At 69.2% G+C, this 13,308-nt stretch carries 13 protein-coding genes; 10 read left to right on the top strand and 3 right to left on the bottom strand.

What is annotated here, in order from left to right; translation table 11 throughout:
• Positions 1-28: 28 nt before the first annotated feature.
• Positions 29-688, bottom strand: coding sequence for a phosphate signaling complex PhoU family protein (locus D7D52_RS30165; RefSeq protein ID WP_162958651.1), 660 nt, complete (start codon positions 686-688; stop codon positions 29-31).
• 156 nt (positions 689-844) lie between these two features.
• On the opposite strand from D7D52_RS30165, the gene D7D52_RS30160 reads away from it, so the two are divergent.
• Positions 845-2,032, top strand: coding sequence for an AI-2E family transporter (locus tag D7D52_RS30160; RefSeq protein WP_246023391.1), 1,188 nt, complete (start codon positions 845-847; stop codon positions 2,030-2,032).
• Here the strand turns inward: D7D52_RS30160 and D7D52_RS30155 are convergent.
• A complete protein-coding gene (locus tag D7D52_RS30155) occupies positions 2,029-2,904 on the bottom strand; it encodes a DMT family transporter (RefSeq protein ID WP_120741786.1) in 876 nt (291 codons plus the stop codon). The two genes, D7D52_RS30160 and D7D52_RS30155, sit on opposite strands and share 4 nt — an antisense overlap.
• Positions 2,905-3,000: 96 nt before the next feature.
• Between D7D52_RS30155 and D7D52_RS40025 the strand changes: the two genes are divergently transcribed.
• From D7D52_RS40025 to D7D52_RS30125, 6 genes are all read left to right on the top strand, one after another.
• Positions 3,001-3,930, top strand: a complete 930-nt coding sequence (locus D7D52_RS40025) for a lipase family alpha/beta hydrolase (RefSeq protein ID WP_281279139.1) — start codon at positions 3,001-3,003, stop codon at positions 3,928-3,930.
• 45 nt (positions 3,931-3,975) lie between these two features.
• Positions 3,976-4,506, top strand: coding sequence for a hypothetical protein (locus D7D52_RS30145; protein ID WP_162958650.1), 531 nt, complete (start codon positions 3,976-3,978; stop codon positions 4,504-4,506).
• Between the two features lie 79 nt (positions 4,507-4,585).
• On the top strand, positions 4,586-5,944 hold the full coding sequence (locus D7D52_RS30140; protein ID WP_120741779.1) for a DUF2252 domain-containing protein: 1,359 nt from the start codon (positions 4,586-4,588) through the stop codon (positions 5,942-5,944).
• Positions 5,945-6,088: 144 nt separating this feature from the next.
• A complete protein-coding gene (locus D7D52_RS30135) occupies positions 6,089-6,343 on the top strand; it encodes a FeoA domain-containing protein (protein WP_120741777.1) in 255 nt (84 codons plus the stop codon).
• A 44-nt stretch (positions 6,344-6,387) separates the two neighbouring features.
• Complete coding sequence (gene feoB / locus D7D52_RS30130) at positions 6,388-8,439, top strand: ferrous iron transport protein B (RefSeq protein WP_222932701.1); 2,052 nt, start codon at positions 6,388-6,390, stop codon at positions 8,437-8,439.
• Entirely contained in the window at positions 8,436-8,705 is a 270-nt protein-coding gene (locus tag D7D52_RS30125; RefSeq protein WP_162958649.1) for a FeoC-like transcriptional regulator, read from the top strand. The genes feoB and D7D52_RS30125 overlap by 4 nt, the downstream gene beginning before the upstream one ends.
• A 25-nt stretch (positions 8,706-8,730) precedes the next feature.
• Here D7D52_RS30125 and hrpB read toward each other — a convergent pair whose 3' ends face one another.
• Complete coding sequence (gene hrpB / locus D7D52_RS30120; protein WP_246023389.1) at positions 8,731-11,253, bottom strand: ATP-dependent helicase HrpB; 2,523 nt, start codon at positions 11,251-11,253, stop codon at positions 8,731-8,733.
• Between the two features lie 496 nt (positions 11,254-11,749).
• Between hrpB and D7D52_RS30115 the strand changes: the two genes are divergently transcribed.
• The 3 genes from D7D52_RS30115 to D7D52_RS30105 are packed head-to-tail and all read left to right on the top strand — an operon-like array spanning position 11,750 to position 13,306.
• On the top strand, positions 11,750-12,415 hold the full coding sequence (locus D7D52_RS30115) for a hypothetical protein (protein WP_120741771.1): 666 nt from the start codon (positions 11,750-11,752) through the stop codon (positions 12,413-12,415).
• Positions 12,412-12,840, top strand: coding sequence for a hypothetical protein (locus D7D52_RS30110; protein ID WP_120741769.1), 429 nt, complete (start codon positions 12,412-12,414; stop codon positions 12,838-12,840). The genes D7D52_RS30115 and D7D52_RS30110 overlap by 4 nt, the downstream gene beginning before the upstream one ends.
• Entirely contained in the window at positions 12,830-13,306 is a 477-nt protein-coding gene (locus tag D7D52_RS30105) for a M48 family metalloprotease (protein WP_120741767.1), read from the top strand. The genes D7D52_RS30110 and D7D52_RS30105 overlap by 11 nt, the downstream gene beginning before the upstream one ends.
• Positions 13,307-13,308: the final 2 nt, after the last annotated feature.

Raw genomic sequence — 13,308 nt, 5'->3', positions numbered from 1 at the left:
CGGATCGGGCCCCGGACACAAGGGGTGGTTACGCCTCCGTTTGCGCGTAGAGCGGAATGCCGGTGTGGAAGAAGCGAATGAGCCGCCCGATGCGCACACAGTGGTCGGCCGCGCGTTCGAAGTGGTGTGCCAGCAGCGCGATGTCGATGGCCATGGCCGAGCCGTGCGCCCAGCCGTCGGCGGCGGCCAGCTCCACCAGGTGGGCGCGCAGCCGGTCGACGGTCTCGTCGCGCGGGATCAGCACGCGATCGCGCGGCGGGTTCTGCGCCGCAATGACTCTCACCGCGGTACCGATGAGAAGGGTGACGGCGCCCGACATTTCCGCCACCGAATCGAGGACCACCGCGGGGGCGACCGGATCGGGGTAGCGGCGGACCACCACGTCGGCGACGCGGCTGAGCGCGCGGCTGACGGCCAGCAGGTCGTCGGCGATCTGCATGGCGGTCACCACATGCCGCAGGTCGCGGGCGACAGGCGCCTCCAGGGCGAGCAGGATGACCGACCGGTCCTCGCATTTGGCGTGCTCGATCTCCACCTGCTCCTCGAGCGCGAACACCTCGTACGCGGCGGTGAGGTCGCTGCCGGTGAGGGCGGCCGTGGCTCGTTCGGAAGCCTCCTGCGTCAGTCTCGCCATCTGCGCGAGCTCATCGGTCAGCGCCATCAGTTCGCTGGAGAATTTCGTGCGCACTCGCATATCTTGGCCGCCAACCCGCATACCTGCACACTATCGCGGCAAAACCCTTCTCCACGAATGACTCTCGGTTTATTTTGCTTACTAAAAACAGACCGACCGGAACTGTCCATTTCCACCGAACCGGTGCGTCGCGGCCGGAAAACGCGGCCCGTGACCGACACTGGGGCCGTGGCCGCCGACAACCCTGCCGCCGGACCGAACACCGAGGCGACAGGCGACTCCAGCAGCAGTGACGCCGACGCGCGGGCGTCCATGCCCGCCTGGCTGCCGCGCGCCATGGTGCTCGCCCTGGCCCTGCTCGGACTGTTCGAACTCGCCAATTGGGCCGCGCATCAGCTCATCGGCATCGCCATCATGATGACCGTGGCGTTCTTCGTCTCGCTCGCCATGGAACCGGCGGTGGACGCGCTGGCCGCGCGCGGCGTCAATCGCGGGGTGGCGACGGGTGCGGTGTTCGTCATCGTGTTCGCCTGCACCGCGGGCTTCGTCGCGACACTGGGCGTGCTGCTGGTGGAGACGGTCGCCGACGTGGTCAGCGAATTGCCGCGGCTCATCGACGAACTCGTGAGCTGGGTCAACAGCACCTTCCATCAGAAGTTGACCCTCGATCAGCTGCGCGACCGGCTGTTCAAGGACTCCGACGTCATCAGCTCCTACGCGGCGCGGGCGGCCGACAATGTGTGGGGCCTGTCGAGCACCGTGCTGGGCGGGATCGCCAAGTTCGTCACCATCGCGCTGTTCAGCGTCTACATGACCGCGGACGGGCCGAAACTGCGGCGGGCGCTGTGCTCGCTGCTGCCGCCCGCGAAACAGGATGCGGTACTGCACGCCTGGGATCTGGCGATCGACAAGACCGGCGGCTACCTGTACTCGCGGGCGCTGCTGGCGGTCATCTCCGCGATCGCGCACTGGCTTTTCCTGGCGCTGCTGGGCCTGCCGAACGCGCTGGCGCTGGGGGTGTGGTTCGGGGTGGTGGCCTCGTTCGTGCCGACCATCGGCACCTATGTCGCGGGCGTGCTGCCGGTGCTGGTGGCGTTGACGGCCCGGCCGCTGGACGCCGTGTGGATCGTGATCTTCGTGGTGGTCTACCAGTGGGTTCAGGACTATGTGCTGCAGCCGCGCATCACCGCGAAAACCGTCGATGTGAACCCGGCGGTGGCGCTGCTGGCGGTGATCATGGGCGGGGCGCTGCTGGGTGCGGTGGGGGCGCTGCTGGCGATTCCCGCCACCGCCACGCTGCAAACGTTCCTCGGGGAGTACGTGCCCCGCTATCAGGTGCGTGAGGATCCGCGGATCGAGCGGCGAGACCGCAAGCGGCGCAAGCGAAAACGGGGTTAGACCGGAGCCGGCTCCTTGGCCTCGGCCTTGGCGCGAGCGGTGCCGATGATCGAGCCGACGATCACCAGCGGGAAGCCGATCGCCATGCCCGCGGTCAGCGGTTCGTCCAGCAGCGAGACGCCGATCAGCAGGGCGACCGCGGGATTGATGTAGGTGATGACGGTGGCGCGCGAGGGTCCGACCTCGCCGATGAGGGCGAAGAAGACCACGAACGCCAGCGCGGTGCAGACCAGGCCGAGTCCGATCACCGACCAGGTCGGGGCGGCGGAGAAGTGAGAAGGCATGCGCCACACCGCGAACGGCAGATAGAGCGCGGCGGCGAAGATCAGCGAGCCGGTGACCACGCCGATCGGGGGCAGGTCGGTCAGCTTGCGCACCACGATGATCGGGCCCAGGGCGTAGCCGATCACGCTGACGCCGATGGCCGCCATCGCGCCGAGATTCGAGACGTCGACATCCAGACCGACCAGCGCCGCGACGCCCGCGAAACCGATCACCAGGCCGAGGATGCGCCGCATGTCCAAGCCCTCGTGGCCCATGCGGGTGGTGATGACGATGGCGATCAACGGCACCGCCGCGATCAGCAACCCGACCGTGGAACTGGTGAGCTTGGTTTCGGCGTGACCGATGAGCAGCCACGGGCCGGTGATCTCCGCCAGCGTGTAGACCAGCAGCCAGCGCCACTGCCGCAGGGCGGGGGCCAGCACCTTCAGATACAGCGCGACCGGCAGCAGCACCAGCGCGCCGAGAAAGGTGCGGCCGAAAGCCACGAACACCGGATCGAATTCGCGCACCGCGACCCGGATCATGGCGTACGGCACACCCCAGATCACACCCATACCCAGGAACAACAGCCAGCCGCGTTTGCTCACAACCCCGATCCTTCCCATCCACCCGGAGCGTATGCCACGCCGCCGACACGCTGATTCGGTCGTCCAAACGTCGTCGGTGTCCGAACTATTTCTGTGATGAAGGTGATCGGTTCTGCACTGCGTGGATGGCGGGTACGGACGAGCGTGGCGGTGATGGCGGCGGCGCTCGCGGTGGGAATGGGGCAGGCGGTGGGGGTGGGGCAGGCGGGGGCGATGCCCGTGCATCCGCCGGGAACGCAGCCGGTCTCGGGCACGCTCGAACCCGCCCTGGACTGCGTGCCCGCGCCGGAGCAGCCGAATCCGGTGGTGATTCTCGGGGGTTTCGGTGCGGTCGGCGACATTCGCGCCACCCTCGACAAGCAGATGGCGGGGATCACCGGCGGCATCCGCGATATCGGCGGCTGTCCCCTCATCTTCGGCTACGGCATCATCGGCCCCATGCAAGCGGCCGCACCGGTATCCGAATCCGCCGGGCAACTGCGGGATTTCGTCACCAAGGTGCTCGCCGCCACCGGAGCCCCGAAGGTCGACATCGTCGCCCACTCCTCCGGCGCGCTGATCGCCAACTACTACCTGAAATTCCTGCACGGCGGCCCCTCCGTCGACCGCGCCGTCTACCTCGCCCCGGTGACCGCCGGCACCAACGCGGCCACCCTCATCGGCGGCCGCGACCTCCCCGGCTCCCCCGACGGCCTCGCCGGCATCCTCACCGACGCCACGAATCCCCTGCGCGACACCGTCTTTCGCGGCGTCCAGGGCGCCCTCGACTGCCTCGCCGGCTCCCAGGTCACCACCGCCCTGCTCGCCGGTGGCCTCACCGTCCCCGGCGTGCACTACTCGGTCCTCGCCACCCGAGGCGACCAGGTCCTCACCCCACCCGGCACCGCCTCCTTCATCGACGACCCCACCGTCGAAAACGACTTCTTCGAAGACCTCTACCCCGACGCCGGCCTCTCCACCCACGCCACCCTCCCCATGCACCCCGACGCCGCCGGCTGGGTCATCGAACGCCTACTCACCGAATAACACCGGGCCCACCCCGGCCGTCCAGAGGCGGTATCGTCCCCTTCCGTGAAGGACGGGGGGATCGGCTACAAGCCGGATGCGAATGACCCTGAGCGAGTGTTCATGGACAGTGGCCTGCCGGAGGGGATCTCGCAGGCTGAGATCACTTTTCGGGTGCGCGGAGGGCTGCGCGGGAGTCGAGTGGTTCGGCGTTCGGCGGCGGAGTTCGCGCATTTGCGGACCGTCGAGCAGCGAGTGAGTTGGTGGGGTCCGGCGGCTCGGGTGACCTTGACCGAGGCCGAACGCTATATCGATCAGGTCAGAACCACACTGGGTGCTCGTGCGGAGGAGATCCGTCGGCGTCGCGAGGGTGTCGATTTACGCTGCACATGGTGCGAGCGAGAGCGCACCTACATCGGGGCGCTCGGCTTCCAAACCGGTGAGCCGGGCTGGCTTTCCGGCGAACCCCGCAAACTCGGTCAGCACATCGTGCACCAGCACACCTACCGCTGCGACACCTGCGGATCATTGGCCTTCTTCGCCGATGGCTACCTCGAACATCCTCTGCCGGGCCGTTCTTCACCGCCTGCGAAGTGACGTCGCGTCGCTGACTGATCGTTGCCCGAACCAACCCGTGGAGCTGGGAATTCGTGGGGGTGGGAATTAGGGTTCTTTCATGTCGACTGTGGAGTTGGGGGCGGCGGAGGTTGGGCGGGCGGCGCGGAAGCGGGTGGCGCGGTCGGCGTTGGGGGAATGGCGGGCGGGGGTGGGGCGGGCGGATCCGGTGAGTGTGCTGGAACGGCAGGCGGAGACTCGGGTGGCCGAGTTGGTGAAGATTCGGTATGCGCGGATGGCGGCGGGGCTGTTTCCGTTCTATCGGGGCGGGCCCGCGATCATGGCGGGGGATCTCGCGGTCGGGGAGCACACGGGGCTGGTGGTGCAGTTGTGCGGGGACGCGCATCTGTCGAACTTCGGGTTGTTCGCGTCGCCGGAGCGGTCGCTGGTGTTCGATGTCAACGATTTCGACGAGACATTGCCGGGACCGTTCGAATGGGATGTAAAGCGGCTGGTCGCCAGTGTGGCGGTGGCGGCGCGGGCCAATGGGTGCGAGGACACCGAGGCGGGCGCGGCGGCGGTGGCGGCGGCGCAGGCCTATCGCGAAACCATGGCGCGGCTGGCCACCCTCGGCGAGACCGAGGTCTGGTATCAGATGGTCGACGCCGAACAGGTCCAGGAACTGTTGAAACCCAAGGACCGCAAGCAGTCCGAGAAGGTGATCAGCAAGGCGCGCACCCGGACCAGCCTGCAGGCCCTGGGCAAGCTCACCGAGCCCGGGCCCGATGGCCTGCCGTGCATCAAGGCGGATCCGCCGCTGGTCATGCCGATACCGAAAGAGCTGCACACCGAACTGAATTCGGTGCTCACCGACTACCGTGCCACGCTGCCGGAGGAGCGCCGGGTCCTGCTGGATCGGTACGAATTGCGTGATATCGCAATGAAAGTCGTGGGCGTGGGCAGCGTGGGAACCCGATGCTTCATCGCGCTGCTGACCGGACGCAACACCGGCGATCCCCTGTTCCTCCAGGTCAAGCAGGCCGAGAATTCCGTGCTGGCACCCTATTCGGGCCCGAGTCAGTTCCTGCACCAGGGGCATCGCGTGGTGCACGGGCAGCGGCTCACCCAGTCGGCGGGTGACATCTTCCTGGGCTGGGCCACCGGGCCGGACGGACTGCACTACTACTGGCGGCAGTTGCGAGATATGAAGGGCTCCATGGTCATCGACGAGATGTCGGCGGCGCAGCTGAAGCAGTACGCCACCTTGTGCGGCCATACTCTGGCGCGCGGGCACGCGCGCTCGGGCGACCGAGTCGCGATCGCCGCCTACCTGGGCAGCGGCGATGTCTTCGACAAGGCCATGGGGGAATTCGCGCTCGCCTACGCCGACCAGACGGCGGCCGATTACGAATCCCTGCTGGCGGCCATCGAATCCGGCCGGATCGTCGCGGAGGGCGGCGCGGGCGATACGAGCGAGTAAAGGGTCAAACGTCCCAATCCGGACGTGATTAGAGCGGTATAGCTATTTCTCAGCGGCCTCTTAAAATCGGTTATCAGCTTCCCTTACACAGAAACGTTCCAGCGGTCAGGAGCGTTCGTGCGTCACCGGTTGAAAGAGGCCACTGTGAGCTCGCTGATGGACAGCAAACCCGGAGAGACTTTCCGGATCGGACGCCTTCGACTCCTGGGCCGACAGCGACGACGCCTGCTCGAGCTGGGTCTGATTCCCGGCGCGCCGGTGAGTGTCTCCGCGATCGGCGTCTGCGGCGGCCGCATCTTGCGCGTCGGTGAGGCGCGGATCGCGGTGGACCGCGCCACCGCCCGCGCGATCGAGGTGGCGCGCGACCGCGCCCAGCACACTCCGGTCACCGGCGCATGAGCGAATCCTGCTGCGGCCCTGCGCCTTCCACCGGCAGCACGACCGTGACCGCAGCCGCCACCGTGGCGCTGGTCGGCAATCCGAATGTCGGCAAGTCGACCCTGTTCAATGCCGCCACCGGCGCGCGCCAGTGGGTCGGCAACTGGCCGGGCACCACGGTCGAGGTGAGCGAGGGCCCGTGGAAACTGGCCGCCGGCCGCACGATTCGCCTGCTCGACCTGCCCGGTACCCACAGCCTGCTGCCCGCCGCCCCCGACGAGGCGGTCACCCGCGACGCCCTGCTCGCCGCCGGACCGGATCGCCCGGATCTCGTGGTCGCCGTGGTCGATGCCGCGAACCTGACACGCAGCCTGTATCTGCTGTCGCAGATCCTGGAGACGGGCCTGCCCACCGTGGTCGCCATGACCATGACCGATGTGGCCGCCGGCCGCGGCACACCCGTGGCCGCCGACCGGCTGGCCAAGGCGCTCGGCGTGCCGGTGGTGTCGCTGGTGGCGCGCGGCGGCACGGGGGTACCGGCCCTCGCGGCCGCCGTCGACGCGACGCTGACCGAGGCCCGCGTCCCCATCGCGCCACACCTCGGCGACGATGTGGAGTCCGCCATCACGACGCTGAAACCACAACTGCCGGAACACTATCCGGCGCGCTGGCTGGCGCTGGCCCTGCTCGCCGGCGACACCCCGCCGGAGGTGCCGGCCGATCTGGCCGCGACGGCCCGCACGATCCTGACCGAGGCCACCGACGAGCCGCCGGCTTGCGACGACGACGGCGAGATCCTCATCGCCGAACGCCGGTACGGCTGGGCGCACGATGTGCGCGCCGCCGTGGTCGCCCCCGTCGCGGCCCGCGTCACCCGCAGTGATCGCGTGGACCGGATCGTCACCCACCGCTGGCTCGGCGTCCCCCTGTTCCTGGCCGTCATGTGGCTGGTGTTCGAACTCACCACCACGGTCGCCAAGCCGCTGCAGGATGCGTTCGGCGGCTTGATCACCGGCCCCGTCGCCGACGCGGCGTCCGATCTCCTGACCGCTCTGCACGCGCCGCGCCCCCTGATCGGCCTGGTGCGCGACGGTTTCATCAATGGCGTGGGCCAGGTGCTGAGCTTCGTGCCGCTCATGCTGATCATGTTCGTTCTGCTTGCGCTGCTGGAGGATTCGGGTTACATGGCCCGCGCGGCCTTCGTCGCCGACCGGCTCATGCGCACCATCGGCCTGCCCGGGCGCGCCGTGCTGCCGCTGATCGTCGGGTTCGGCTGCAATGTGCCCGCCATCGCCGGCACCCGGGTGCTGGCCAACCCCCGCCACCGCCTGCTGACCGCCCTGCTCATCCCGTTCACCAGCTGCAATGCCCGGCTGGTGGTGTACGTGCTGCTGGCCGGCGTCTTCTTCGGCAGCCAGGCGGGGACGGTGGTGTTCGCCATGTACCTCGTCTCCATTCTGCTGGTGGTCGGCATCGGATACCTGTTGCGCAACATCATGTTCCGCGATATGGCCGATGAACCGCTGGTCCTGGACCTGCCGCCCTACCGCCGCCCCAGCCTGCGGGTGCTGGGCACGCACACCTGGCAGAAGATGCGAGGCTTCCTGACCACCGCCAGCGGCATCATCGTCGCCACCGTCACCGGCGTATGGCTGCTGGCGTCGATTCCGGTGGGCGGCGGCACGTTCGGCGAGGTGCCGGCCGAGCACAGCGCGCTGGGTGCGGTGTCGTCGGCGGTGTCGCCCGCTTTCGCGCCGGCCGGTTTCGATGACTGGCATGCCGGGGCCGCGCTCGTGAGCGGCTTCGTGGCGAAAGAGGCCGTGGTGGCGACGATCTCGCAGTCCTACAGCCTGGACGATCCGGGTCACGGCCCCGCCGACGCCCCGCTGTCGGACTCCCTGCGCGAGACGTTCCGGCAGTCCTCCAGCGGGCACACCACACCCGCGGTGCTGGCGTTCATGATGTTCCTGCTCGCCTACACCCCGTGCATGACCACGCTCGCGGTGCTGCGCAATACGATCGGCATGCGCATGACGCTGTTGAGCGTGGCGATGCAGCTGTCGGTCGCCTGGCTGCTGGCGGTGGCGGTCTTCCAGCTCGGCCGGGTTTTCTGGTGACCAGCCCGCTGCGCCGCGTCCTGGCCGAAATCACCTCGTCCCGTGGGGAATTCAACCTCGACCAGGTAGCGCGCACGGTCGGTGTCTCCGCCGACGAAGCGCGCGCCATGGTCGACTATTGGACCCGCAAGAAACGGCTGTCGGTGGAACGAATCGGATCCGGTTGCCCCAGCACCGGGTGTGGCGGCTGCACCGCCTCCGGCTGCCCCACCGGCGAGAGCGGCCCGGTACTCCTGGCGATAACGCCTCGGCCGCAGCGGGATTGATGTCCCGTCACCCGCGTACCGGATTTCAGGTGGGCCGGTGGGCGTTGCGGGCGGTACCGCGGTGCGCGATGACGGTGGTGGGGTCTTCCGGCCACGCGTGCTTGGGGTAGCGGCCGCGCAGGTCGGCGCGGACCTGGGGCCAGCCGGTGCGCCAGAAGGAGGGCAGGTCGGCGGTGACGGCGATCGGGCGCTGGGCGGGTGAGAGCAGGTGCAGCAGGATCGGGACGCGGCCGCCGGCCAGCCGGGGCGGATCGGTCCAGCCGAAGATCTCCTGGACCTTGACCGCCAGTACGGGTGGGTCGGCGGAGTAGTCGAGGCGGATGCGGCTGCCGGACGGCACTTCCAGGCGTTCGGGGGCGAGCTCGTCCAGGCGGGCGGCCTCGGGCCAGGGCAGCAGGCGGCGCAGGGCGTTCCCAGCGTCGATCCGCTCGAGGTCGGTGCGGCGGCACGCGGCGGAAAGTTCTGGACCGAGCCAGGTTTCGGCAGTGGCCAGCAGGGTCTCGTCGTCCATGGCCTGCCACGGCGCGCCGACGGCGCGATGCAGGAAATCCAAGCGGCGGCGCAGATCTCGGGCCTCGTCGGTCCAGCGCAGCAGCTCCAAGCCCTGCGCGGCGAGACCGCGTAACAGCGCCGCCGAGATCAGCGTCGGGTCCGGGTCGCGCAGTGGCCGCTCCGACAGCACGATCGCGCCGAGTCGTTCCACGCGCCGGGCCACGAGATCGCCGTCACGCCAGTCGACTTCGTCCACCGACTCGAGCAGATTGGCCGCCGCCGTCCGCGCGAGCTGCTCATCGGCCTTGGCGGCCAATCGGATTCGCCCCTCCGACTGCCCTGGATCGCGGCCCGCCACCGCCACCGCCAGCCATTCGGCATCCGCGAGACCGCTGCCCGGCGGCAATGTCACCGCCGTACCACCCGCCATCAGGTAACTCGACGACCCCGCCGCTCGACGCCGCGCCACCCGTTCCGGGTAGGCCAGCGCCGCGATCAACGCCGGATCGTCACCTCCTGCAGATCGACTCCCCTGTCCGGCAGCAGGATTCGGTGTGGCCGGCGTGGCGAGGCGTCGAGCCTCCCGCTCCCACCGTGCGGGGCGCTGGGCGCGCAGCGTGCGCAGCGCGGCCACGAGATCGATGCCGGGGACGAGGGTGTCGTCGTCGAGAAGGGCGACCACCTCCGCGGCCGCCCGCGGCCCGACCTCCTGCGCGCCGTCGAGCAGGGCGCGGGCCAGCCGCGGGTGCAGGCCGACCGCCGCCATCCGCCGGCCTCGCTCCGTCACCACGCCATGGTCGTCCACGGCCGACAATGCGCGCAGCACCGCGCGTCCCGCGGCCAGACCGCCCGCGGGCGGCGGATCCCACCACGCCAGGCCCTGACCGTCGACGGTGCCCCAGCACGCCAATTCCAGTGCGAGCCGGGTCAAGTCGGCGGTGCGGATCTCCGGTTCCGGGTAGGCGGGGAGGGTGGCGTGTTCGTATTCGGGCCAGCAGCGCCAGGCGCGACCGGGCCCCTCGCGGCCCGCACGACCCGCGCGCTGTTCGACGACCGCGGCCGAAACCCGCACGGTCGCAAGGCCGGACAGCCCGCGCCGATGGTCGATGCGCGGCACCCGCGCCAGACCCGAGTCCACCACCGCCCGCACGCCCGGCACGGTCAGACTGGATTCGGCGACCGCGGTGGACAGCACCACGCGCCGGCGCGGCCCGGGCCGCAGCGCGGTGTCCTGTGCGGCCGCGGCCAACCGGCCGTGCAACGGCATCACATCGACATCGCGCAGATCCGAGAGCAATTCGGCGGTGCGGCGGATCTCCCCTGCCCCGGGCAGGAACACCAGGACGTCTCCGGCATTGTCCGCCAACGCTATTCGCGTCGCCCGCGCCACCTGCTGCTCGATGCGCTCGCGAGCCAGCGGCGGCACATACTCGAATTCCACCGGATAGGCCCGCCCCTGCACCCGCAGCACCGGCGCGGCCACCTCTCCCCCGCCCAGCAGTACCGAAAGTCGCTCCGCCGCAACGGTTGCCGAGGTGGCCAGCACACGCAGATCGGGCCGCAATCCCGCGCGGGCATCGAGCAGCAGCGCCAGCAGCAGATCCGCGTCGAGATGCCGCTCATGACACTCGTCGAGCACCACGACATCGACCCCGCTCAGCTCCGGATCGCTCTGCAGCCGTCGCACCAGCAGACCGGAGGTCACCACCTCGATCCGCGTCCCGGCCCCCACTTTGCGGTCCCCGCGCACCGAATACCCCACGGTCGCACCCACCCGCTCCCCCAGCAACGCCGCCATCCGCGCGGCGGCGGCCCGAGCGGCCAGCCGCCGAGGCTCGGCGATCACCACCCGTCCCGGGCTCGCGGCGCCCAGCGCCAGCGGCACCAACGTCGTCTTCCCGGTGCCCGGCGGCGCCACCAGGACGGCGGTCCCATGCGCGGCAAGCGTCCCCACGATCTCGTCGAGGGCCGCGCGAACAGGCAGGTCGGGAAGTTCCGGCAGCTTCATATCCGCCCCAGTCTGCCGCCCACCCCACACCACGGCCAAGCTGACCACCACTCGATCCACCGCGGCGAAACAATCCGGCCGTTTTCCCCTAAAGCCCCCGAATCACGCCGCCCGAGCCCCCTAACGCCGTCCCCGGAACCGCAACCGATTGCGGTCCAGTCGATTTCATTCGTCACAGGGGCTTGCGCCGAGACGGGGGTATGTCCGTATCATCGTCCGCGGGCAACCTGTTCACTCCCCCCAGAACAGCGTTGACCCGAATCAGTGGCCTCGAGCCACTTCGATGACGACGTCGCCGGGCCAACTCCCCCCTTCGCCCGGCGACGTTGCTCGTTTTGTGCCGCCGCCCCGAAGCACGCGGCGGACGGCACCCACGGGCCTTACGCCGATCCATCCCCTCCACAGTCCAGATCGGTTCATGGCTCATGATGCCGTCCGCCGATCCGAGACTATGCCAGCCGATGTCCACTCGCAAACAAAATCGGTAGAGAACGAACGACCTATTGTTCCAAGTCATGGCCACCTTCGAGTAAAATCGGTTTACATGCAACCCGAGTACGCCACGTTTCTCGCGGCCTGTGTGCGGGAGCGGCGGCGCGAACTCAACTACAGCCTCGACGACGTGATCGCCGCGGGCGGGCCGACCAGGCGCACCCTGGTCCGGGTGGAGGCCGCGACGCTGGGTCCCGCCCCGAAGCCGGTCACCTTCCGCCGGCTCGACACCGCCCTGTGCTGGCAGAACGGCAGTGCGGCCCGGGCCTATTGGACCGGGGACAAGCCGCATCCCGAGGCCCTCGGGCGCACGCTCGACGCGGGCACCGCCGTGGTCGAGGTGCCCGCCGCGCTGGCGCTGGGCCTGTTCGAGGCCCAGGTCCAGTTGAACCTGGCCGCACGCGATCCCCTCGATCCGCGACAACTCGAGGCGGCCGTCGCCGGGATCAATCTCGAATGCGGTCGGCTGATCGGGCTGTATCTCACCGATCTGCTGGAGCGAAATCGCGACGGGGACTGGTCGATTCCGCCGCTGCTCGATCGCGCCTTCGCCGGACTGCTGGACGGTCCGGTCTCGCCCGAGGACCCCGACTACGAGGACAAACTCTATCGCCGCTGGCTGATCGGCCGCACCAGCGAGATACCGGACGAACTGGCGGGTAGATTCGGGGCCAGGCTTCGGCAGGCACGGAAGAACGCAGGAGTAGGCCCGCAATGAATCTCGTCGCGCATCGAGTCGACCGTTTGTGCAGGTTACTCGGAGCCCGCGACGACCATCCGGACCACAATGCCAACCATCAAAACACGGAGCTGGCCCGCCAGACGACCGCCCTCCTCGGCCGCCCGGTCACCCCGGCCGAGATCGCCGAGGCCCGCGCCGAAACCGGCAATCCGTCACCGGACATCCTGCGTGCCATAGCGATACAGTTCGAGGTCGACCCGCTGTACCTGCTGGACCCGGACACCGAACAGATGCGCACCCTCGATCACAAGCTCGCGATTCTCGACACCGCCCGCACGCTCGGCATCAAGCTGGGCGCGGTGCATTTTCGCGGCGGCGAGTTCTCCGTCGACGCACTGGAATTGCTGATCACCACGGTGCGGCAGGCCAAGTCCGGACAGGACGCCGTCCGTGAGCGGTGAGGACAGGCTCGAATCGCTGATCGCGAACCTGGTGATCCCGGAACCCTGGGACCTGCGGCGATTCGTCGACACCCTCGCCGAGCAACGCGGCAAACCCATTGCGCTGGTGGGCCGTTCCGGGCTCAGGGCGGCCGGTTTCCCGTGCGGGCTGCTCGCCGAGACCGAGGAGTTGACGCTGATCGTCTACGAGGAGCGGTCCTCGCGCTACATGGTCGAGCACACGGTGCTGCACGAGATCGGCCATCTGCTGCTCGATCACGAGGGCGAGCGCATTCACGCCGCGCTCGGCGACTACCTCGGCGGCCTGGTCGGCCCGGCGGCGCTGACCCGCCTGGAGACCGCGCTGGCCCGCGGGGTGTTCGGCACCGCCAAGGAGCTCGAGGCAGAGGCGTTCGCCAATCTGATCATGCCGGCCATGCGGCGGCGGCCGTTCGCGCCGCTGCGCAATGTCTTCGTGCGCGGGTGAGC

The organism is Nocardia yunnanensis (assembly GCF_003626895.1).
In the GTDB taxonomy this organism is placed as follows: domain Bacteria; phylum Actinomycetota; class Actinomycetes; order Mycobacteriales; family Mycobacteriaceae; genus Nocardia; species Nocardia yunnanensis.
This window is presented reverse-complemented; position numbering and strand designations above follow the sequence as displayed.